14 protein-coding genes and 1 pseudogene are annotated in these 22,207 nt (G+C 68.1%); 10 read left to right on the top strand and 5 right to left on the bottom strand.

The genetic code is table 11. From position 1 onward, the window contains the following. Window positions 1-37 precede the first annotated feature (37 nt). Complete coding sequence (locus AZG88_RS27350) at window positions 38-1,702, bottom strand: amidohydrolase (protein WP_061699705.1); 1,665 nt, start codon at window positions 1,700-1,702, stop codon at window positions 38-40. Then, window positions 1,699-3,126, bottom strand: coding sequence for a purine-cytosine permease family protein (locus tag AZG88_RS27345; protein WP_061699704.1), 1,428 nt, complete (start codon window positions 3,124-3,126; stop codon window positions 1,699-1,701). Before AZG88_RS27345 ends, AZG88_RS27350 begins: the two co-directional genes overlap by 4 nt. Window positions 3,127-3,352: 226 nt before the next feature. On the opposite strand from AZG88_RS27345, the pseudogene AZG88_RS27340 reads away from it, so the two are divergent. From AZG88_RS27340 to AZG88_RS27295, 10 genes and pseudogenes are all read left to right on the top strand, one after another. Next, window positions 3,353-5,471: pseudogene (locus AZG88_RS27340) on the top strand (oxidoreductase). A gap of 11 nt (window positions 5,472-5,482) precedes the next feature. Next, window positions 5,483-5,848: a cupin domain-containing protein gene (locus tag AZG88_RS27335; RefSeq protein WP_061699703.1), complete on the top strand. Its 366-nt coding sequence runs from the start codon at window positions 5,483-5,485 to the stop codon at window positions 5,846-5,848. 34 nt (window positions 5,849-5,882) lie between these two features. Continuing rightward, the gene (locus tag AZG88_RS27330; protein ID WP_005252419.1) at window positions 5,883-7,379 is read left to right on the top strand and encodes an aldehyde dehydrogenase; all 1,497 of its coding nucleotides are present in this window, start codon (window positions 5,883-5,885) and stop codon (window positions 7,377-7,379) included. A gap of 209 nt (window positions 7,380-7,588) precedes the next feature. Further along, window positions 7,589-8,077: a GNAT family N-acetyltransferase gene (locus AZG88_RS27325; protein WP_025433067.1), complete on the top strand. Its 489-nt coding sequence runs from the start codon at window positions 7,589-7,591 to the stop codon at window positions 8,075-8,077. A gap of 31 nt (window positions 8,078-8,108) precedes the next feature. Further along, entirely contained in the window at window positions 8,109-9,095 is a 987-nt protein-coding gene (locus AZG88_RS27320; RefSeq protein WP_061699702.1) for an isopenicillin N synthase family dioxygenase, read from the top strand. A 190-nt stretch (window positions 9,096-9,285) separates the two neighbouring features. Continuing rightward, on the top strand, window positions 9,286-10,665 hold the full coding sequence (locus AZG88_RS27315) for a dicarboxylate/amino acid:cation symporter (protein ID WP_061699701.1): 1,380 nt from the start codon (window positions 9,286-9,288) through the stop codon (window positions 10,663-10,665). 43 nt (window positions 10,666-10,708) lie between these two features. Beyond that, the gene (locus AZG88_RS27310; protein WP_061699700.1) at window positions 10,709-11,104 is read left to right on the top strand and encodes a nitroreductase/quinone reductase family protein; all 396 of its coding nucleotides are present in this window, start codon (window positions 10,709-10,711) and stop codon (window positions 11,102-11,104) included. 377 nt (window positions 11,105-11,481) lie between these two features. Continuing rightward, complete coding sequence (locus AZG88_RS27305) at window positions 11,482-16,974, top strand: glutamate synthase-related protein (protein WP_061699699.1); 5,493 nt, start codon at window positions 11,482-11,484, stop codon at window positions 16,972-16,974. Beyond that, window positions 16,971-18,740 carry a sulfite reductase subunit alpha gene (locus AZG88_RS27300; RefSeq protein ID WP_061699698.1) on the top strand — a complete coding sequence of 590 codons (1,770 nt, stop codon included), beginning with the start codon at window positions 16,971-16,973 and terminating at the stop codon, window positions 18,738-18,740. The genes AZG88_RS27305 and AZG88_RS27300 overlap by 4 nt, the downstream gene beginning before the upstream one ends. A gap of 34 nt (window positions 18,741-18,774) precedes the next feature. After that, entirely contained in the window at window positions 18,775-19,224 is a 450-nt protein-coding gene (locus tag AZG88_RS27295) for a flavodoxin domain-containing protein (protein WP_005252412.1), read from the top strand. A 4-nt stretch (window positions 19,225-19,228) separates the two neighbouring features. Here AZG88_RS27295 and AZG88_RS27290 read toward each other — a convergent pair whose 3' ends face one another. Genes AZG88_RS27290 through AZG88_RS27280 form a run of 3 tightly spaced genes read right to left on the bottom strand, consistent with a single transcriptional unit; the run spans window position 19,229 to window position 22,162 of the window. Then, window positions 19,229-20,092 carry a PaaX family transcriptional regulator gene (locus AZG88_RS27290; protein WP_061699697.1) on the bottom strand — a complete coding sequence of 288 codons (864 nt, stop codon included), beginning with the start codon at window positions 20,090-20,092 and terminating at the stop codon, window positions 19,229-19,231. Next, window positions 20,076-21,311, bottom strand: a complete 1,236-nt coding sequence (locus tag AZG88_RS27285) for a kynureninase (RefSeq protein ID WP_061699696.1) — start codon at window positions 21,309-21,311, stop codon at window positions 20,076-20,078. Before AZG88_RS27285 ends, AZG88_RS27290 begins: the two co-directional genes overlap by 17 nt. Beyond that, window positions 21,308-22,162 carry a tryptophan 2,3-dioxygenase gene (locus AZG88_RS27280; RefSeq protein WP_005252409.1) on the bottom strand — a complete coding sequence of 285 codons (855 nt, stop codon included), beginning with the start codon at window positions 22,160-22,162 and terminating at the stop codon, window positions 21,308-21,310. The genes AZG88_RS27285 and AZG88_RS27280 overlap by 4 nt, the downstream gene beginning before the upstream one ends. Window positions 22,163-22,207: the final 45 nt, after the last annotated feature.

Genomic DNA, 22,207 nt, shown 5'->3' with positions numbered 1-22,207 from the left:
TGTGCTTGCGCGCTCTGGGTTTTCAGTCGGCCGGTTTTCAGTCGGCGCGGTAGACGGTCCGCCCCTCCACCATGGTCAGGGTGGGGCGTATCGTGCTGACGTCTTCGGCGGCGAAGACGTCCTGGTCGAGGAGAACAAGATCGGCCAGTTTGCCGACCTCGACGGTGCCGGTGACGTGGTCGAGGTGGTTGGCGTACGCCGAGCCGAGCGTGTAGGCCTCGATAGCGGTCCGGAGATCGAGTGCCTGATCCGGACCCAGCGGCACGGTGCGGGCCTCGTCCCCGATCGCGTGCGGATCGTCCTTCGGACCGGTCCTGGTGACGGCGGTGTGAATCGCCCAGAGCGGATTGGGGTCGGTCACCGGCCAGTCGCTGCCCATCGCGAGGCGCGCCCCGCTGCCGTGCAGCGACCGGAAGGGGAAGTGCCACTTCTCGCGTTCGGCGCCGAGGAGCGGCAACTTGCGCTCGACGATCTCCGTGTCGCGTCGCGCCCACAGCGCCTGGATGTTCGCGATCACACCGAGTTCGGCGAATCGCGGAATGTCCTCGGGATCCACGACATCCAGGTGCGCGATCTGGTGCCGCCCGTCCGACTGCGGGTGGGACCGGATGCCGAATTCGAGTGCGTCGAGGCATTCGCGGACCGCGCGGTCGCCGACGGCGTGCATGTGGATCTGGAACTGATCTCCGACGAGTGCGTCGACCACCTTGGCCAGATCGTCCGGTTCGATGAACGACGCGCCCAGCGCCTCCGCACCGGCGGCGACGCTCGTGTACGGGCTGAGCATCGCGGCGGTGCAGTTCTCGCAGATGCCGTCCTGCATCACCTTCACGGTGGTCGCGTGGAACCGCGTCGTGCCGCTCTGCGCGCGTCGTGCCCGGATGTCGTCGAGTTGCGCGAGGCCGCGGTCGGCCGACCACCACAGTGCGCCGATCACCCGGGCGGTCAGCGTCCGATCGGCGTCCAGCCGCAGGTAGGAACCGAGGTTGTCCGGGAATCCGAACAGCGGGATACCGACGCCGGCGTCCTGCCAGGCGGTGATTCCGAGCGAATGCAGGTGGCTCTGCGCGGCCAGCAGTGCCTCGTCCATGACGTCGTCGGTGATCGGCGGGAGCAGACCGGTGACCAGTTCGCCGGCCTTCTCGACCAGGATTCCGGTGGCCACGCCTGCCGCGTCCCGATCGATCCGGCCGCCGTCGGGATCGGCGGTGGCCGAGTCGATGCCGGCGACCGCGAGGGCGCGGCTGTTCACCCAGACACCGTGCCCGTCGTGGCTGGTGAACACTGCCGGCCGGTCGGGAATTACGGTGTCGAGGTCGTGTCGCATCGGAAGCCCGCCCGGGAAGGCGTCGCCGTACCAGCCGTTCCCGGTGACCCAGGCCTCGCCCGTGTGAGCGTCCGCGTAGTCCCGGATGGCGCGGAGGTACCGTTCCCGCGAATGCGGTTCGCGGGACAGGTCGCACGTGAGGCCCTGGATGCCTGCGGCCACCGGGTGGACGTGCGCGTCCTGGAATCCCGGCAGGAGGCTGCCGCCCTGCATGTCGACCACTTCGGTTGCCGGACCAACGAACTCGGGGAGGCCGCCGCGGCCGACGTGCACGATTCTGCCGGACTGCACGGCCACCGCATCCGCGGGCGCGGCGTCGGCGCTCAGGAACACGGACCCGTTGACGAATACCGTGTCCGCGAGGATGGTGCTCATCGGTTCACCAGTTCTTCCGTGAGGGTGGGCGCCGGCGACGACACGACGGTCCGCCGGGCCAGCACGTAGTAAAGGACACCGGATACGAGCAGTCCCGCGCACCAGGCCACGTCGACTCCGCCGAGGTCCTCGGCGAACGGTCCGGTGAAGGACGGGGTGACGGCGAACGGGATCTGGACGACGATGCCGACGGCGTACACGGCCAGCGCGGTCGTGTTCCACTGCCCGTAGATGCCGCCGTCCGCGGCGAAGAACGAGTCGACGTCGTAGTCACCGTGCTTGACCAGGAAGTAGTCGACGAGGTTGATGGCCGACCACGGAATCAGCACGTAGAGAAGGAGCGTGATGAAGTTCGTGAAGTTGGTGAGGAAGCTGCCCTGTCCGAGGATCGACATTCCGAGACCGAGGACGTGGAGGGCGATCGTCGCGATCAATCGACCGCGGACCCCGGGCAACCAACCCCGGACGAACGTTTCGATCAGGGTGAGGGCGTTGAGCATCGCGCAGTAGATGTTGCCCGCGTTGGTGCTCGCCGAGGCGAGGGCGAAGCAGAACAGCACGGTGGGGCCGAAGCCGCCGAGCAACCCGTCGAGACCGCTCATCGCGTCGGCTTCGGCGGAGAGCGCACCCACGAGGGCGCCGAGGGTCATCATCAGCGAGCCGCTGAGCACCGATCCGCCGTAGGTTCCCCAGAACGCTCCCCGCACACCCGTTTTCGATGGCATGTACCGGGAGAAGTCGGAAACGTAGGGAGCGAACGCGATCTGCCAGACCGCTCCGACCGCCACCATCGAGAAGAATCCGGCGGAGGTGAAGCTGCCGGCGGACAGCGCACCGGACGGAATGCCGTCGGCGATGATCCACACGAACGACGCGGCCCCGAGGATTCCGATGACGACGGCCCAGAAGCTGACGAGGATCTTGATCAGCCGAAGGCCGACCGCGGAGATGACGAGGCTGATCGCCACGGCGAGCCAGATGCCCGTGTTCACGGAGATCGACGGGACCACCTGATGGATGGCCTGTGCACCGACGACGACATTGGAGACGAAGAAGCCCATGAACATGACGAGGGCGACGACGACGACGAAGGCGGCGCCCCTGGCTCCGAACTGGCCGCGCGCCTGCAGCATCTGCGGGACGCCCAGTTCGGGGCCCTGCGACGCGTGCAGTCCCATGAAGATGCCGCCGAACACGTTGCCCACGAGGACAGCCGTGACGGCCCACCAGAAGCTGAGACCGAACACGGCGGTCGCGAGAGCGCCGGTCACGACCGTCAACGGCAGCATGCTGACGCCGAGCCAGATGCCGAACAGTCCCCAGCCGGTCCCGTTCCGGTCGGCCGCGGGGACGGGTCCGATCGTGTGTCGCTCGAGTAGGCCGCCGCGCGCTGTTTCAGCGGCTGCGGGCGAATCTGTGGTCATGACGTCTCTCTCGTTGCAGTGATGCCGGTCACTACTCTCGTCCGCACCCGGCAAATCTGTACAGCACAAAGATCCGGGGTACTGCATCAGTTCTCCAGATGCCGGGGTCGCCACGGTGGCATCTGAAAAACTGATGCAGTGGCACGGAAAGATCCTGTTGACTGTTGTGGTCGCGCGGACCGACGATTCTGGCACTGCACGAACCGAACAGCGTGAGGAACCCACCGTGCGTGATCCGCGATACGACATCCTTTTCGAACCGGTCAAGATCGGACCGGTCACCGCCCGCAACAGATTCTTCCAAGTCCCGCACTGCAACGGCATGGGCTACCGCGACCCCTCCGGGGAGGCGTACATGCGGCGTGTCAAGGCCGAGGGCGGATGGGCCGTCGTCTGCACCGAGCAGGTCGAGATCCACCCCACCTCGGACATCGGCCCGTTCATCGAACTGCGCCTGTGGGACGACCAGGACCTGCCTGCCCTGACCCGGATCTCCGAGAAAGATTCACGAGGGCGGCTCCCTCGCAGGCATCGAACTCGCCCACAACGGCCTGAACAGTCCCAACCTGATCAGCCGCGAGACCCCGCTCGGCCCGCAGAATCTGCCCGTCGTCTCCTGGAACTACGACCCCGTCCAGGCCAGGGCGATGACGAAATCCGACATCGCCGACCTCCGGCACTGGCACAAGGAGGCGGTCCGCCGGTCGCTGAAGGCCGAGTACGACATCGTCTACGTCTACGCCGGGCACGCGATCGGCGGCCTGCACCACTTCCTGTCCCGCCGCTACAACAACCGGTCGGACGAGTACGGCGGCAGCCTGACCAACCGGGTTCGCCTGCTCCGCGAGATCCTCGAGGATTCACGTGAGGTCGCCGACGGGAAGGCCGCCGTCGCGTGCCGCATCTCGGTCGACGAACTCCTCGGCGACGAAGGGATCACCCGCAGCGAGATCGAGGACGTGATCGGTCTGCTCGGCGAGATCCCCGATCTGTGGGACTTCGTGCTGGGCAGCTGGGAGGACGACTCCGTCACCTCGCGGTTCGGTCCCGAGGCGGAGCAGGAACCGTATGTCCGCGGGCTGAAGCAACTCACCACGAAACCCGTCGTCGGCGTCGGCCGCTTCACCTCGCCCGACACGATGCTGCACCAGGTCAAGAGCGGCATCCTGGACTTCATCGGGGCGGCCCGCCCCTCGATCGCCGACCCGTACCTTCCCCGCAAGATCGAGGAGGGGAACCTCGAGGACATCCGGGAGTGCATCGGTTGCAACATCTGCGTGTCCGGCGACTTCACGATGTCCCCGATCCGCTGCACCCAGAACCCGACGATGGGCGAGGAGTTCCGGCGCGGCTGGCACCCGGAGCGGATCAAGGTCCGCTCGACCGATTCGAACGTCCTCGTGGTCGGCGCCGGCCCCGCCGGACTCGAGGCTGCCCGTGCACTCGGGCAACGCGGTTACAACGTCAGCCTCGCCGAGGCGAGCAGGCAACTCGGCGGTCGTGTGACCCGCGAGTCCAAGCTGCCCGGACTGTCCGCGTGGATCCGCGTGGTCGACTACCGCGAACAGCAACTCCGCAAGCTCCCCAACGTGGACGTGTTCATGGAGAGCGAGATGACCGCCGACGACGTCATCGAGAATGACTTCCACCACGTCGTCGTCGCCACCGGTTCGCACTGGCGCCGCGACGGCGTCGGCCGGTGGCACACCCACGCCGTCCCCGTCGACGAGCACGCCGACGTCCTGACCCCCGACGACGTGATGGCGGGGCTCCGCCCCCGGGGCAACAAGGTCGTGCTCTTCGACGACGACCACTACTACCTCGGTGCGGTCGTCGCCGAACTCCTCGCCAAGGAGGGATTCGACGTCACCCTGATCACCCCGGCCGCGCACGTGTCGCAGTGGACGACGAACACCATGGAGGTGGTACGGATCCGCAAGCGAATCATCAAGGCCGGTGTGCACGTTCAGGTGAACCGCGCCGTCACCGCGGTCACCGCCCAGTGTGTGCGCACGGTGTGCGCGTTCACCGGCGACGAGCAGTTCGTCGACGCGGACAGCGTCGTCCTCGTCACCGCGCGCCTCCCGAAGGACGGACTGTTCCACGAACTGCAGTCGCGTGAACCCGAATGGGCCGGCGCCGACCTGCGCAGTGTCCGCGGCATCGGCGACGCCTGGGCTCCGTCCACCATCGCGGCCGCGGTCTGGTCCGGGCACCGGTACGCCGAGGAACTGGACGAACCGCCGGCCCCGGGTCCGGTCGCCTTCCGGCGAGAAGTCACCGGACTGTCCATCGAAACCGTCGAGAAATTCTCCGTCCCCCCGCTCGCCACCGCACAGAACTGAGGAACACCACCATGACCGCAGTCCATCCGATCCCGACCGACGCCCGGAACATCGCGGCGATGACGCCCAGCGCGTACGTCACCGCGGACACGCTCCGGGCGGGTGACCCGAAGGAACACGAGATGGTTCACCTGAGCAGCGGAGACGACAAGTTCACCGTCGGCTCCTGGCGCGCCGAGCCGTACAGCGAGTACATCGAGTCCTACCCGGGCAACGAATACACCCGGGTGCTGGAGGGTTCGGTGACGTTGACAGCGGACGACGGCGTCGCACACACCTTCGGACCCGGCGACGCGTTCACCCTGACCAAGGGGTGGCGCGGCGAGTACCGCGTCGACGAGCCCCTGCTCAAACAGTTCGCCATCTATGTTCCCTGATCGCACACCACCACTTTCGAGCCGAGGGATGACGATGCCTGATCCGACCACACTCGCCGACTGGACCCGGCTCGCCGCGACGATCACGCCGCGCCGGGAGCTCTTCATCGACGGCGCGTTCCGTCCCGCCAAGTCGGACGAGACGTTCGACTCGATCAACCCGGCCACCGGTGAACTGCTGGCCCGGGTGTCGGCCGCGGACGCCCCGGACGTCGATGCCGCGGTCAGGTCTGCGCGCGAGGCATTCGACTCGGGTATCTGGTCGCGGAGCCCGGCGTCCCACCGCAAACGGGTTCTGCTCAGGCTCGCCGAGCTGATCCTCGAACACCGCCACGAGCTCGCGCTGCTCGACTCCCTCGACATGGGCAAGCTCGTGGTGGAGGCGCTGAATGTCGACGTCCCCTCGGCCGCCGAGCTTTTCACGTTCTACGCCGAGGCCCTCGACAAGATCGGCGGGGAGATCGCGCCCACCGATCCCGGGAGTCTCGCGCTCGTCTCCCGCGAACCCCTCGGGGTCGTCGGGGCGGTGGTCCCGTGGAACTTCCCACTCGACCTCGCGGTGTGGAAGCTCGCGCCCGCCCTCGCGGCGGGCAACAGCGTCGTCCTCAAACCTGCCGAGCAGGCCCCCCTGTCGGTGCTGCGGCTGGCCGAGCTCGCCGCCGAGGCGGGACTCCCCGACGGCGTGCTCAGTGTGGTGCCGGGACTCGGCGCCGAGGCCGGCGCGTCGCTGGGCCTGCACCCCGACGTGGACGTCATCGCCTTCACCGGTTCGACCGAGACCGGGAAGCGGTTCCTCCGGTACGCGGCGGATTCGAACCTGAAGCAGGTCTGGCTCGAATGCGGAGGGAAGAGCCCGAACCTTGTCTTCGCGGACGCCGACCTCGACGAGGCGGTGGAGAAGGCGGTGTTCGGTGCGTTCTACAACCAGGGCGCGGTGTGCTCGGCCAACTCCCGGCTGCTGGTCGAGGCGTCGGTGGCCGAACAGGTGACCGAGGCCCTGGTCCGCCGGGCGTCGTCGATCCGCCCCGGCAATCCGCTCGATCCCGCCTCCACGCTGGGCGCGATCGTCGACGAGATCCACGCTCACACCGTGACGGGGTTCATCGACCGCGCCCGGTCCGACGGCCGGGTGCTGCTGGGCGGCAACAGGACCACCGTCGACGGCCGCGGATCCTTCGTCGAACCGACGATCTTCGCGGACGTCGCACCCACGGCCGAGGTGGTGACGCAGGAGGTGTTCGGACCCGTCCTCACCGTCCAGACGTTCACCGACGAGGCCGAGGCCGTCCGGATGGGCAACGACAGCATCTACGGGCTGGCCGCCTCGGTGTGGACCGAGAACCTGAACCGGGCGCACCGCGTCGCCGCGGCACTGCGGGCGGGAAGCGTCTCCGTCAACACCGTCGACGCCATCAGCGCGCAGACCCCGTTCGGCGGGTTCAAACAGTCCGGGTTCGGCCGCGACCTCTCCCTGCACGCGTTGGACAAGTACACCGGACTGAAGACGACGTGGATCCGGCTGCGGCAGTGAGCGTCACGACACCGGGTTGAGCTCCCGACCTCGCCGGGCGAATGTACCCGTCGGCGCTGCCGAGGCGCCCGAAGGTACATTCGCCCCGAAACGTGGCACCCCACGTGGGCACGTCGAGCCGCTATGCTGGCGCCATGTCTGCCCCCGCCCCTCCGGAAACAGATCCTCGATTGCGTTGTGTCACAGCACTTCATGGCGATACTTCTACGATGCCGCCGATCACCGTACGCAGGCTCGATGCGAGGGACTGGGGGTCGGTTCTTCGCATCTATTCGGAGGGCATCGCCGGCGGGCCGGCCACTTTCGACACCGAGACCCCGACGCGGTCGGAGCTGGACGCGCGCTGGCTGGACGGCCACCGGTGGGTGGCCGAGGTGGACGGGACGGTCGCCGGGTGGGTCGCCCTGTCCCCCGTGTCCTCGCGGCGCTGCTTCCGCGGAGTGGCGGAGAACTCGGTGTACACGGCCCGAGAGTTCCGCGGTGCGGGCGTCGGCACCGCGCTGATGCGGCGGCTCATCGACGAGGCGGACCGCTCGGGCATCTGGACGCTCCAGGCGTCGGTGCTGGCCGTGAACACCGGGTCCATCGCACTGCACCACGCGGTCGGCTACCGGACGGTCGGGGTGCGGCATCGCCTCGCGCAGATCGACGGCGTCTGGCACGACAGCGTGCTGCTCGAGCGCCGCCGGGAGACCTGACACCGCGACGACCCGGGGATACCGTGGAGGAATGCTCCCCGTCATCGATTTCGCCGAACTGGACACACCGGCCGGGCGGGAACGGCTGCGGGAGATCACCCATCATGTGGGGTTCTTCTACCTCGACGGGCACGGCGTCGCCCGGGAGCTGCTCGATCGGGTATTCACCGTCGCGCGGGAGTTCTTCGCCCTGCCCGACGACTCCAAGCAGTCGATCGCGATGCTGAACAGCCCCCATTTCCGTGGCTACAACCGGGTGGGCGGCGAACTGACCAACGGCGAGACCGACTGGCGGGAACAGATCGACATCGGCCCCGAACGGCAACCGATCCCCGGCGCCGACGGATACCTGAGACTGCAGGGTCCCAATCAATGGCCCGCGGATCTCCCCGACCTCGAGAAGACGATCGAGGCACTGGACGCCGCGCTCGCCGACGTCGGGATGCGGCTCCTGCGGCACTGGGCCGCGTCACTCGACGCCGATCCGGCGATCTTCGACGACGCCTTCGCGCACGCCCCCGCCACGCTGATCAAGGTCGTCCGCTATCCGGAACGGCCGAGCGCCGACCACACCGGCGAGCAGGGCGTCGGCGCCCACAAGGATTCGGGCGTTCTGACGATGTTGCTCCTCGAACCCGAGTCGTCGGGACTCCAGGTGGAAACCGAGGACGGCGACTGGATCGACGCACCGGCCCGCGCCGGCTCGTTCGTGGTCAACATCGGCGAACTGCTCGAGGTCGCGACCGGCGGGTACCTGAGGGCCACCCGGCACCGGGTGCTCACCCCGGCCGGTGCGCCCGAGCGACTGTCGGTGCCGTACTTCCTCAATCCCGCTCTCGACGCCACGGTCCCGACCATCGGGTTGCCGCCGCACCTGGCCGAACGTGCCCGCGGCATCGAACTCGACCCGGCGAATCCGCTCTATCGCACGTACGGAGAGAACGCGTGGAAGAGCCGCACCCGCGCGCACCCCGACGTCTACCAGCGCTGGTATCCGGGCGAGGCGGAACCGGAGTAAACGCGCGCCCCCGCCGGGAGTATTGTTCCCGCAGTGTTGTTCCTGACCTCTCGGCGCTACGTCGACCTCCGCCTGCAGGCGAGCGCAATCTGTCCGCGCTCGCGCTGACGCACCTCTCCACTCAGGACTCTCTCTCGCCGTATCCGCCCCACCGGGCGACGTTCCACGGCCCCATGCGAAAGGCACACCCATGCCCAGTCCCGCGCTGTCCACGCGCGCCGAGACCACCTCTCGACGCCGGCTACCCCAGTGGGCCACCTCGTTCGGCCCCCAGATCGTCACCGGACTCGTCGTCGGCGTCGTCCTCGGACTCGTCGCCCGCGCCATGCCCGTCGCCGCCGACGGCAACGAGAACTGGCTCGTCGGAACCGTCCACACCATCGGTTCCAGTTACGTGAAACTGCTTACCGTTGCGGTGATCCCGTTGGTGTTCACGGCCATCGTCAGTTCGATCGCCAACCTGCGTGAGGTGGCCAACGCCGCGCGCCTCGCCGTGCAGACGCTGCTGTGGTTCGCGATCACCGCGTTCATCGCGGTCGTCATCGGGATCGTCATCGGGCTCGTCACGCAGCCCGGATCGCACACGACCGTCACAGGCGCCGGCAAGGAACCGGCCACCACCGGGTCGTGGTGGGCGTTCGTCACCGGCCTCGTGCCCAGCAACTTCCTCGGCCTGAACGCGAAGACCACCCTCACCGAGGGCGCCGCCAGTACGTCGCTGAGTTTCAACGTGCTGCAGCTGCTCGTCGTCGCGGCCGCGATCGGCATCGCCGCACTGAAGGTCGGGGCCAAGGCCGAACCGTTCCTGCAGTTCAACGCGTCGCTGCTCGCGATCGTGCAGAAGGTGCTGTGGTGGATCATCCGCCTCGCACCGATCGGGACCGCCGCGCTGATCGCGAACGCCGTCGCCACCTACGGCTGGGACGCCATCGGCTCGCTCGGCTGGTTCACCGCCGCCGTCTACATCGGCCTGGCCGTGGTGTTCCTCGTCGTCTATCCCGTCCTGATCCGCGCGCACGGACTGTCCGTGCGTGCCTTCTACTCCGGCGTCTGGCCCGCGACACAGCTCGGCTTCGTGTCCCGTTCGTCGATCGGCACCCTTCCCCTCACCGAGCGGGTCACCGAACGCAATCTCGGTGTCCCCCGTGAGTACGCGTCGTTCGCGGTGCCGCTCGGGTCGACCACCAAGATGGACGGCTGCGCTGCCATCTATCCCGCGATCGCCGCGATCTTCGTCGCCGAGTTCTACGGTGTGCCTTTGTCGTTCACCGACTATCTGCTGATCATCGTCGTCTCCGTGATCGGATCCGCGGCCACCGCGGGCACCACCGGTGCGACGGTCATGCTGACGCTCACGTTGTCGACGCTGGGACTGCCCCTCGCCGGCGTCGGCCTGCTGCTCGCGGTCGAACCGATCGTCGACATGGGCCGCACCGCGGTCAACGTCACCGGCCAGGCTCTCGTCCCGACGATCGTCGCGAAGCGGGAAGGCATCCTCGACGAATCCCGCTACAACGCCGAACGAACCGGCGACCCCTTCGAGGACGACGACGCGGTCGCAGCGAAGTAGCGAAACGCTCGACGAGAGCCTTCCCACGTGGAAGGCTCTCGTCATGGCCGACCTCGACGCGATCAAACGACGGATCGTCATGCAATTCCAGCGGCACGTCGCCAACCCGCTCTCCACACGACTGTCGAGCCAGACGCTCCTCGAGACCACCGGCCGCGTCAGCGGGCAGCCCCGCGTCACGCCCATCGGTGGCCGGCGACAGGGCACCGAATTCTGGCTGGTGTCCGAGTTCGGTGAGCGGTCGAACTACATCCGCAACATCCGCGCGAACAATGCCGTTCGTCTGCGGATCCACGGCAGGTGGCACACGGGCACCGCGACGCTGCTCCCCGACGACGACGCCCGCGCCCGGCTGGCGCAGCTTCCCCGGATGAACAGCGTCGCCGTCCGGGCTGTCGGCACCGACCTCCTGACCGTCCGCATCGATCTCACCGACTGAGATCAGTCCCGCACACGCCGACCGAATAGTCACCCGCACCCGCAAAAGCGTCCGCATCTGACCAATGTCCGGGCATCTCCGAGCGGGGCCCAGCGTCCTGGCCAGGTGTGATGTTCGCAACTCGGCGTTCGGCTGCATGCCCGGCGCGGATTTGCTAGGGCTCGGCGGCTGCGGATCGAGCAGCTTGCAGTAGGGACTTAGCCTCGGCTAATCTGCGATTTCGCGCGGACCTGCGAAAGCTCCGCACCTCAGACAACGACGTCTGCCTCACCGGCGTATCGGTTCGGGGCCGGTTCTCTGCCGTGATCCTCTCGCCGACGCCACCCGTGCGCCCAGCACGGCCCCATATTCGGCGAGTATCGCGAGGAGACAGTCGGTTGAACACGAGTGCCACCGAGTCCGGCCTGTACGACAGGACGCTCGACAAGAGCAGCTGCGGCGTGGGCTTCATCACCCGCAAGGACGGCATTCAGACCCATGACGTCCTCACCCGGGGCCATGAGGCCCTGTGTGCTGTTCCTCACCGTGGTGGCATGTCGGCCGAGGGTGTCGGCGACGGCGCCGGTGTCTGCGTCGACCTGTCGGTGCCGTTCTTCCGCACGCTGACCGGTCAGGACGATCTCGAGGCCGGCCGGTTCGGTGTCGGCAACTTCTTCCTCCCCACCGATGTGGCGTTCCACGGCGACGCGGAGGCCGTCATCGAGCGGGCTCTCGCCGATCAGGGCTTCCGGGTGCTGCTCGAGCGCGACGTGCCCGTCGACGCGACCGTGCTCCGGCCCGCCGCCATCCGGCATCAGCTGCCGATCCGGCAGTGGGTGTTCACCGTGCCCGAGGCGTGCGCCGACGAGACCGAGTTCGACCGTCGCATCCACGACGCCCTGCTCGCGATCGAGGCCGTCGCGTACACCCAGCCGGATCTCGCCGGGCTGTACCCGCTGTCGCTGAGCGCCCGCACCCAGGTGCTCAAGGGCCGCCTCAACTCGAACGAGGTGATGCCCTACTTCCAGGACCTCGTCGACCCGGCGCACGCCATCCACACCCTGTACTTCCACACCCGGTTCTCGACGAACACCGACCCGCACCCGACGATGGCGCAGCCGTTCCGTCTGATGGCGCACAACGGCGAGCTCAACACGGACAAGAAGAACCGCCTGTCCGAGACGGCGCTCGCTCGTGCCCGTAACCGGGAGATCGTCCGCCCGCACGGCCAGTCGGACAGTTGCCGCCTCGACCAGACGCTGCAGAGCCGGGTCGTGGAGGACGGTCTCGACCTGGTGACCGCGGTGGTGTCGATGATGCCGCCGGCGTGGGAGAACGACTCCACCCTGTCGTCCGAGGTCCGGGCGATGCTCGAGTACTTCTCGCTGTACGAGGAGAAGAACGACGGCCCGGCGGCGCTGATCTTCGGTGACGGCACCGTCGTCGGCGCCCGGCTCGACCGGCTCGGACTGCGTCCGCTGCGCTCGGTGGAGACGGACGAGTACCTGTGCGTCACGTCCGAGGCCGGGCAGATCGACTTCGACCCCGAGACGGTCCTGCACCGCGGACGCATCGAGGCCGGCGGCATGCTGTACTTCGACCACCGCGAGGGCCGCTCGTACTCCACCGACGAGGCACTCGAGCTGCTCGCCTCCCGGAACGACTACCCGGCGCTCGTCGCCGAGGCCCGCCGGACCATCGAGGCGCTGCCCGAGGTCGAGGCCGAGCCGGGACCGTTGCGCTACAACGGCGACCTCGAGCGCACCCAGCGCTACGTCGCGTACTCGCACAACCAGGAAAGCTTCAAGTTCATGATGGACCCGATGCTCGCGTCGGGTCAGGAGAAGATCTCCGCGATGGGCTACGGCAACGCCATCAACGCGCTCTCCGATCAGGAAGGCGGGGTGGCGAAGTACTTCTCGCAGCGTTTCGCTCAGGTCACGAACCCTTCGCTCGACAGCATCCGTGAGGCCGACGGCATGACGCTGCGCGTCGCGCTGGGCGCCAAGCCGAACAGCGGGGCGCAGTCGGCGCCGCAGATCGTGGTGCCGTCGCCGATCCTCACCCACATGGACATGCTCCGGATCCGCAAGCAGTCCGAGACGCCGGTGCAGCGATTCCCGATGCTGTACACCCCCGTCCACGGTGACTCCGCCGCCAACGCGGCCACCCTCGAGGCCGCCGTCGACGGGCTCTGCGACGAGGTGGAGGCGTTCGCCCGCGAGCAGGGCGGCATCGCGATCGTCACCGACCGTCACGTGGCCACCGACAGTGCGGCGCTGCCGATGATCGTGGCGATCTCCGCTGTCAACCAGCGGCTGATCGAGGAGGGCCTGCGCCTGCGGGTGTCCGTCGTCGCCGAGAGCGGTCAGATCTCGTCGTCGCACCACGTGGCCGCCGCCCTCGGTTTCGGCGCCGCCGCGATCTACCCGCTCGCCGTTCGTCTGCGCGCCGAGGAGAAGTTCGCCGACGAGGCGGATGTGGCGTTCAAGCGGTTCGCGAAGGCCGCCGAGAAGTCGCTGATGAAGACGATGGGCCGGGTCGGTCTGTGCACCGCCGAAAGCTACATCGGCGGCGAGTTCTTCGAACCCAACTACCTCGACACCGACGACCGGGTGTTGCGCCGCTACTTCGCGAACGTGAAGACGCCGGTCGGTGGCGTCGGGTTCACCGTCATCGCGCAGGCCGTCGCCGACTGGCACCAGCGCGCCCTGACGGTCACCGGGGAGAAGGACGTCCCGCTGCTCGGCCTGTTCAAGGAGCGCGCGGAGGGCGCGGGTCACTCGTACGGCACGGCAGCCGTGCGTGGCTTCGTCGACCTCACCGAGGAGCCCATCTCCTTCGACACGGCGGGCACGCAGGACCACACGGAATCGCTGCGACTGCTGCCGCTGAACCGGCTCGAGGACGCGTTCGGTCTCGACGACGACGCCTACCGCAACGCCGGCTTCCAGAAGCTGACACCCGAGGCGATCGACCGCTTCGAGATCACCCCCGGCTACCGCGCCTTCGCGCGGACCATGGCCGAGGAGCGCACCCGTCGTCCCGCAGCGTTGCGGGATGTGCTGGATCTGCCTGCCGACGTCACGTTCCTCACCACGGCAGCCGAGTTCCGCAAGCAGATGGGCCGCTTCTCCCGCAAGGGCAACAACAGCTTCGCGGTGCGCGGACTCGAATCCGAGGCCGTCGGCCAGGACCGGTTCCGGCTCCGGCTCACCGGCCCCCACGCGGGCGAGGCCCGCGTGCTGGCGGCGCTCGGCGAATCGCTGGCGATGCGGTTCGGCGACGATCTCCGCGAGCACAGCGTGGACGGCGACGCTCTTCTCGTGCGCACGTCCGGTGAGGCGCTGCGATGTCTGTCGCTGCTGCGCACCGCTCCGGCGAGCCTGCCGATCGAGAAGGTGCAGAAGGCCAGCGACATCACCCCGTTCCTCACGTCCGGCGCCATGAGCCACGGCGCGTTGAACTCCAACGCGCACGAGGCCGTCGCGCACGGCACCAACATGGCCGGCGGCATGTCGAACAGCGGTGAGGGCGGCGAGCACATCTCCCGCTACGGCACCATCCGCGGTTCCAAGATCAAGCAGTTCGCGTCCGGCCGCTTCGGTGTGTGGGCCGGGTACCTGGCCGACCCGATGCTCGAGGAACTCGAGATCAAGATCGCGCAGGGCGCCAAGCCCGGCGAAGGCGGGCAGCTGCCCGCACCCAAGGTGACCGTCGAGATCGCGGCCGCTCGCGGCGGCACACCCGGCGTCGAACTCGTTTCTCCCCCACCGCATCACGACACGTACTCCATCGAGGACCTCGCGCAGCTGATCCACGACTGCAAGGCGGCGCGGGTCCGGGTCATCGTCAAGCTCGTGTCCTCGGAGGGCATCGGCACCATCGCGGTGGGTGTCGCGAAGGCCGGCGCCGACGTCATCAACGTGGCGGGCAACACCGGCGGCACCGGTGCCGCCGCGGTGACCAGCCTCAAGTACGCCGGACGTTCGGCGGAGATCGGCGTCGCCGAGGTCCATCAGGCGTTGTGCGCCAACGGGTTGCGGCAGAAGGTGCTGCTCCGGTGCTCCGGCGCGCACCAGACGGCGAGCGACGTGGTGAAGTCGGCGCTGCTCGGCGCCGACAGCTTCGAGTTCGGCACCACCGCGCTGATGATGCTCAAGTGCGTCATGGCCAAGAACTGCAACGTCAAGTGCCCGGCCGGTCTGACCACCAATCCCGAGCTGTTCGACGGTGATCCGCGGGCGATGGCGCAGTACCTGCTGAACATCGCGCACGAGACCCGCGAGGTGCTGGCCGAGCTGGGAATGTCCTCGCTGCGCGAGGCCCGGGGCCGATCGGATCTGCTGCAGCTCCTCGACCACCCGTCGAGCGTCGGCCAGCTCGACCTGCGCGCGATGCTCGCCGTGGTCGAGGAAGTGACCATCGGCGATCCGGTGTACCTGGAGAAGGACTACACCCTCGACGACGGCTGGCTCGTGCAGCTACGCGCCGCGCTGATCGAGCAGGGCGAGGCCACGATCGAGCTCGGCGACGGGGTGCATCTGAGCAACCGCAACAAGAGCGTCGGCGCCCAGCTGGCGGTCGACATCGAGCGGATGCTGAACCACGAGCTCACCGATGTCGAGCTGCCCGCCGTGCTCCGCGACGAGCGCGGCCGCGGCTACCTGCGCGAAGGCAGCGTCCGGATCGCCACGTCCGGGTCCGCGGGCCTGTCGTACGGTGCGTTCTGCAACGACGGCATGACCCTCGTCCACACCGGCACCGCCAACGACGGCGTCGCCAAGGGCGCCAACGGCGGCAGCATCGTCGTGCGCTCGCCCGGTGGCGGCTCCGACCTGCACGGCGGCAACGTGCTGATCGGCAACTTCGCACTGTTCGGCGCCACCGGTGGGCGCACGTTCGTCGAGGGCCAGGCGGGTGACCGTTTCGCGGTGCGCAATTCGGGTGCCACCGCGGTGGTCGAGGGCGTCGGCGACTTCGCGTGCGAGTACATGACCAACGGCGCCGTCCTCAACCTCGGCGGCTTCGGCAAGGGCGTCGGCAACGGCATGAGCGGTGGCTTCGTCTACCAGTACGACCCCGAGGGCAAGCTGCCCGGCAAGGCCAGCGCGGACTCGATCCTGCTCGGCTCCGTCACCGGCGACGACGAGCACGCAGCGCTGCACCGTCAGGCCGTGCACGTGCTGCTCGGGTGGCACCTCGAGGCCACCGGCTCCGCCAAGGCGGCCTGGTTGCTCGAGAACTGGGAGACCGAACAGCACCACTTCGTGTACGGCATGCCGCGCGCGCTGCTGCAGTACCAGGACAGCGACGAGATCCTGAAGGCCAAGCCCCGCAAGGACCTGGCCGACGAACTCGCCGCCGCACTGGTCGCGCACCAGGTGCGCAAGTTCAAGCTGGACTACCGGGACGGTCACGCGGTGCTGGACGGCGCCGTGCCCGGCTACGGCGAGGCCGACACCGAGGCCATGTTCGCGCTACTGAACAACTACACCGTGCTGAACGCGGCGCAGGAGATGGCGCTGTCCAAGCTGCCGGGTGCCGCGGATCCGTCCGATCCGGCGGTCGACAAGGCCGTCCGCAACCTGCTGCTCACCGAGGACTTCTTCCTCATGCAGCGGTTGCAGCGGTACGCGCGGGAAGCGTTGAAGGACTACAGCGACGAGGACCTGGCCGTGATGGTGGCGGCCAAGCGTCTCGCCGACTACAAGGATGCGCTGCGCCGCCGCAACGTGCGGTCCATCGACGCCCCCGGCACGTACGGCTGGATCCTGCACCAGGACGCCAAGAACGTCGACAAGATCGGCCGGCTGCCCGGTTTCGAGGAGCTGTTCGCGCAGCACGCTCTCCCCGATCTGATCCCCACGAGAGACGTGGTCCCCTCATGAAGATGCCCTACATCCCCCAGGACGCCCCGTTCAGCGAGGACCAGCGCGTCTGGCTCACCGGCTTCCTCGCCGGCATGAGCTCGCGCCTCGTCGTCGGCGGCTCCAATGCGCCCGCCGCGGCGGGCGGTGGGCAGTTGCCCGCCATGCACGTGCTGTACGGCAGCCAGACCGGGAACGCCGAGGGTGTGGCGGAGGACGCTGCGGCCGCGGCACGTTCGCAGGGTTTCGCGCCGGTCGTGAGCGCCCTCGACGACGTCGACACGGACGCCCTCGCCGCCATGCACCGCGTCCTCGTCGTCACCTCCACCTACGGTGAGGGTGAGATGCCGGACAACGCCGAGCTGTTCTGGCAGGCACTGTCCGCGGAGACCGCGCCACGACTGGAGAACACCGACTTCGCGGTGCTCGCGCTCGGCGACACCGGGTACGACGGGTACTGCCAGGCCGGCAAGATGATCGACACCCGGCTCGAGCAGCTCGGTGCCCGCCGCGTCACTCCGCGCGTCGACTGCGACGTCGACTACGAGGACACGGCCGCCGCGTGGGTCGCCGACACTCTCCCCCTGTTCGCAGCCGTCGAGGGCATTCGCGGCGAGTCCCCCGTCGCCGATGTCGCCGAGCCCGAGACGAAGCCGGCCCGGAAGCGGTCGCAGTGGAACCGCAAGAACCCCTACGCGTCCACGCTCTCCGTGAACCGTCGGCTGTCGAGCGACACGTCCGCGAAGGAGATCCGGCACTACGAGTTCGCGCTCGCCGACAGCGGTCTCGAGTACGAGGCCGGTGACGCGCTCGGTGTGATGCCGATCAACGATCCCGCGCTCGTCGACGCCCTGGTGTCCCGGCTGGGCACCCCGGCGGATGCCGCCGTCACCGGCAAGGAGCGGCCGTTCAGCGATCTCCTGCTGCACGGTTACGAGATCTCCACGCCGAGCCACGAATTCATCGACGAGATCGAGAAGCGAGCGGGCGACGAAGAACTGAGCCATGTGCTGCGGCACGGCGACAAGGAAGCACTCGACGCCTGGTTGTGGGGCAAGGACGTGCTCGACCTGCTGCTCCTCGAACCGTCGGTGACCCTGACCGCGGACGAGTTCGTCGGGCTGCTGAAGCCGTTGCAGCACAGGGCGTATTCCATCTCGTCCAGCCCGCTCGCCAACCCCGGCAGCGTGCACCTGACCGTCGCCAGCGTCCGCCACAGCTCGGCCGGGCGCGACCGCGGTGGCGTGTGCTCCACGTTCCTCGCCGACCGGATCGCCGAGGGCGGCAACGGCGGGATCTTCGTGTCGAAGAACAAGTCGTTCCGCGTCCCCGCGAACGACGACGCACCGATGATCATGGTCGGACCCGGCACCGGCATCGCGCCGTTCCGCGCGTTCCTGCAGGAGCGGCAGGCGCGGGGCGCGTCGGGACGCAACTGGCTGTTCTTCGGCGACCAGCACCGCGCGTCGGACTACATCTACGAGGAGGAGATCGGCGCGATGAGCGACAGCGGTCTCCTCACCCGCCTCGACCTCGCGTTCTCCCGCGACCAGGCGGAGAAGATCTACGTGCAGAACCGGATGCTCGAGAACGGCGCGGAGTTGTTCGCCTGGCTCGAGGACGGCGGCCACTTCTACGTCTGCGGCGACGCCACCCGGATGGCGAAGGATGTCGACCGGGCCCTGCACGACGTCATCGCCACCCATGGCACCCTTTCCACCGAGCAGGCCGCCGAGTACGTGACCAAGCTCAAGAAGGAAAAGCGTTACCTGCGCGACGTGTACTGACCACGTCGGCAGCAACTCACGAGGAGCAAGAACAATGGCAGTGGTGATTCTGTACGGCAGCGAGGGCGGAACCTCCGAACTGGTGGCCGACAACATCGCCGACGTGCTCGGCGACTACGGCGACACGTCCCTGTACGACATGATGGAATTCGACGCGGGCGATCTCGACCCCGAGAACTTCCACGTCATCGTGTGCTCCACCTACGGTGAGGGCGAGCTGCCCACCGGCGCGGAACCCTTCTTCGAGGGCCTCGAGGAGGACGAACCCGACCTCACCGGTGTGCAGTTCGCGTTGTTCGGCCTCGGCGACAAGGTGTACGAGGAGACCTACAACCGCGGCGGCGAGATCATCGCGGAGAAGCTCGTCTCCCTCGGCGCGGTCCAGGTCGGCGAACACGGCAGGCACGACGGGTCCAGCTCGATCCGCCCGAAGGATCAGGCCGAGGAGTGGGCCAAGAACATCGGCGAGGAATTCCTCGGATAGCACCTCACACGGGGAGCCGCGACTGCACGCTCCGCACCCAGTCGCGGCTCCCGTCGAGGTAGCGGTCCCGCGCCGACGCGAACAGGCGGACGCTGTCGGCGCCGGGCCAGTCCTCGGGCAGCATGCCGGCAGGCAGGCCCGGGTCGATGTACGGGATGATGCGCCATTCGTCGAGCAGCGGGACGAAGCGGACGAACGCTTCGCGCGGCGACACCTCCTCTGCGGCAGCCAGAGCGACCCGGTGGCGGTCCAGGAAGTCGCGGTGCCGCGCGGCGATGCCGTCCAGGTCCCACCACCGCGTCGCCGCGTCCCCCATCGAATCGGGGACGCACACCGCCGTCGACACGAACGTGGTCACGTACTCGGACAGGCCCAGCGCGTCGACGATGTCTCCCACCTCGCGGGCGAGGTACTCGGGGGCGATCCACAAGCCGGGCGACACGGTTCCGCAACCGATCCAGCCGAGCCGTCTGCGCAACTGGTGCCGCACCGCCCGTTGAGATTCGGGGATGGTGAACGAGATCAGCCGCCAGGGATCGGTGTCCGCCATCTGACGGAAGCCGAAGATCCGCGGATCGCCGCGTCCGAACATCGCCTCGGCCTGCTCGGTCACCTCGTATCCGCTCCGCCCGTCGCGGGTCAGCGGCCGCAGCACCCCCTTCTTCTTGAGGCGGGCCACCGCAATGCGCGTCGATTCGGACGGGATACCGACGGCGTGCATCAGTTCCACGAAGTCGGCGATCGCCACCCACCCGCCGAGGTCGCGCACGTACGCACCGAGGACAGTGCGGATCAGCGACGTCGCGCTGCCGGGCCGCGAATCGAAGTCGTCGAGGATCGCGCTCGCGGGTTCAGTCGGTGAGTTCATCACGGATCGCGAGTATCCCGGCGCACACCTCACCGAAGCTCGTGCTCAGCGGGCTCAGGCCGAGCCGCAGACCCTGCGGTGCCCGGAAGTCGGGGATGACGCCGTTCGTCCACAGTCGCTCGACGACGGTCTCGAACCGCGGGTGGTCGATGATGACGTGACCACCCCGCTCGGCGGAATCCTCCGGCGATCCGATCTCCACGCCCAGCGGAACCAGTAACTCGCGCACGAGGTCGAGCGCGTACTCGGTGAGCGCGATCGACTTGGCGCGCACGGCGTCCATGCCGACGTCGTCGAGGAGTGCGAGGGTGTCCTGCAGCGCGATCATGCCGAGGACCGACGGCGTTCCGCTGATCACGCGCCGGATGCCGGGCGCCGGCCGGTAGCCCTGCTCCATCGCGAACGGGTTGTCGCGGCCCATCCAGCCCCAGATCGGCTGCACGAAGTCCTGCTGATGGTCTGCACGAACGTAGGCGAACGCCGGTGAGCCCGGCCCGCCGTTCAGATACTTGTACGTGCACCCGACCGCCAGATCGACACCCCACGTGTCGAGTTCGAGGGGAACCGAGCCGACGGAGTGGCACAGGTCGAGCAGCAGCAGCGCACCGGCGTCGTGTGTCACGCGAGCGGCGCCGGCGGCGTCGACCAGGTAACCCGAGCGGTAGGCGACGTGGCTGAGCACGACGAGCGCGGTGTGTTCGGAGACCACGGACTTCAGGTCGTCGACGGTGACGCCGCCCCGGGTATCGGACTCGATCCACCGGAGCGTGAGCCCGAGTTCTCCGGCGACGGCCTCGAGCACGTAGCGGTCCGTCGGAAAGTTGTCGCGGTCCACGACGATCTCGGTGCGGTCCGGGCGCAACGCGAGCGCACCGCGTGCCAGCTTGTACAGCAGGACCGTCGTCGAGTCGCCGATGGTGGTCTGTCCGGCGGCCGCGCCGAGCGTCACCCTCGCGAGGGTGTCACCGATCGTGATCGGCAGGTCGTACCACTCCTCGTCCCACCCGCGGATGAGCCGGCCGCCCCACGACTGGGTGACGAAGGCGGTGATCCGCTCGGCGCTCGCCTTGGTGGGCCGTCCGAGCGAGTTTCCGTCGAGGTAGGCGGGCACCGAGGGGTCGTCGGCGCCGATGAACAGGTCGCGATACGGGCGCAACGGGTCCGCGGCGTCGAGTTCGGCGGCGCGGGCGGCCGGCGCATCGGTCGAGGTGGTCATCATCGTCCGATCTCGGTGCGCACGGCCAGCAGTTCCGGGAAGAACGTCAGGTCCAGTGCCTTCTGCAGGAAACCCACTCCACTGGATCCGCCTGTTCCGGATTTCATCCCGATGGTCCGCAGCACCGTGCGCATGTGACGGAAGCGCCACAGCTGAAAGTTCTCCTCGAGGTCGACGAACTCCTCGAAGGCCTCGTAGACGGCCCAGTGTTCGTCGTGGTTCTCGTAGACGAACTTGATCAGGGGCAGCAGGTCCTCGTTCAGCGTGTAGGCGGTGGTCACGTCGCGGTCCAGTGCAGAGGCCGGCACGTCGTACCCGAGCCGCGACAGGCACTGCCAGAACGCGTCGTACAGGCTCGGCTCGGTGAGGAGCCGTTCGAGCAGATCGTGGGCGGCGGGATCGGCGTCGAACACCGTCAGCATTCCGGCGTTCTTGTTGCCGAGCACGAACTCGACGGCGCGGTACTGGTAGGACTGGAACCCGGACGAATTGCCGAGGAACTGGCGGAACTCCGAGTACTCGGTGGGGGTCAGGGTGGCCAGGACCGACCACTGTTCGGTCAGCGTCTTCTGGATGTGCTTGACGCGGGCCACGCACTTGAGCGCCCGGCCGATCTCGTCCTCGTCGAAAGCGGCTCGGGCCGCAAGTGTTTCGTGCAGGACGAGCTTCAGCCAGAGTTCGGTGGTCTGGTGCTGGATGATGAACAGCAGTTCGTCGTGATGTTCCGGGCGGCTCACCGGTTTCTGTGCGCTCAGCAGGGTGTCGAGGTCGAGGTACGACCCGTAGCTCATCCGCTCGCTGAAGTCGGTGACGATGTCTTTCTCGATGGCTCTGGTGTTGGCCTGCACGCCCATGACCGTCCTCACTGCTGGTGTTCGAGTACCGGGCTCCCGACCTTC

This window comes from Rhodococcus sp. LB1, assembly GCF_001583455.1.
GTDB lineage: Bacteria > Actinomycetota > Actinomycetes > Mycobacteriales > Mycobacteriaceae > Rhodococcus_F > Rhodococcus_F opacus.
Note: the sequence above shows the minus strand (reverse complement) of the source record. Positions and strands in the feature narration are given on the sequence as shown.

Excerpts from the sequence above, each read along its gene's own strand:
- AZG88_RS27350 (WP_061699705.1), bottom strand. The coding sequence starts at position 1,702 with ATGAGCACCATCCTCGCGGACACGGTATTCGTCAACGGGTCCGTGTTC.
- AZG88_RS27345 (WP_061699704.1), bottom strand. The coding sequence starts at position 3,126 with ATGACCACAGATTCGCCCGCAGCCGCTGAAACAGCGCGCGGCGGCCTA.
- AZG88_RS27335 (WP_061699703.1), top strand. The coding sequence starts at position 5,483 with ATGACCGCAGTCCATCCGATCCCGACCGACGCCCGGAACATCGCGGCG.
- AZG88_RS27330 (WP_005252419.1), top strand. The coding sequence starts at position 5,883 with ATGCCTGATCCGACCACACTCGCCGACTGGACCCGGCTCGCCGCGACG.
- AZG88_RS27325 (WP_025433067.1), top strand. The coding sequence starts at position 7,589 with ATGCCGCCGATCACCGTACGCAGGCTCGATGCGAGGGACTGGGGGTCG.
- AZG88_RS27320 (WP_061699702.1), top strand. The coding sequence starts at position 8,109 with ATGCTCCCCGTCATCGATTTCGCCGAACTGGACACACCGGCCGGGCGG.
- AZG88_RS27315 (WP_061699701.1), top strand. The coding sequence starts at position 9,286 with ATGCCCAGTCCCGCGCTGTCCACGCGCGCCGAGACCACCTCTCGACGC.
- AZG88_RS27310 (WP_061699700.1), top strand. The coding sequence starts at position 10,709 with ATGGCCGACCTCGACGCGATCAAACGACGGATCGTCATGCAATTCCAG.
- AZG88_RS27300 (WP_061699698.1), top strand. The coding sequence starts at position 16,971 with ATGAAGATGCCCTACATCCCCCAGGACGCCCCGTTCAGCGAGGACCAG.
- AZG88_RS27295 (WP_005252412.1), top strand. The coding sequence starts at position 18,775 with ATGGCAGTGGTGATTCTGTACGGCAGCGAGGGCGGAACCTCCGAACTG.
- AZG88_RS27290 (WP_061699697.1), bottom strand. The coding sequence starts at position 20,092 with ATGAACTCACCGACTGAACCCGCGAGCGCGATCCTCGACGACTTCGAT.
- AZG88_RS27285 (WP_061699696.1), bottom strand. The coding sequence starts at position 21,311 with ATGATGACCACCTCGACCGATGCGCCGGCCGCCCGCGCCGCCGAACTC.
- AZG88_RS27280 (WP_005252409.1), bottom strand. The coding sequence starts at position 22,162 with ATGGGCGTGCAGGCCAACACCAGAGCCATCGAGAAAGACATCGTCACC.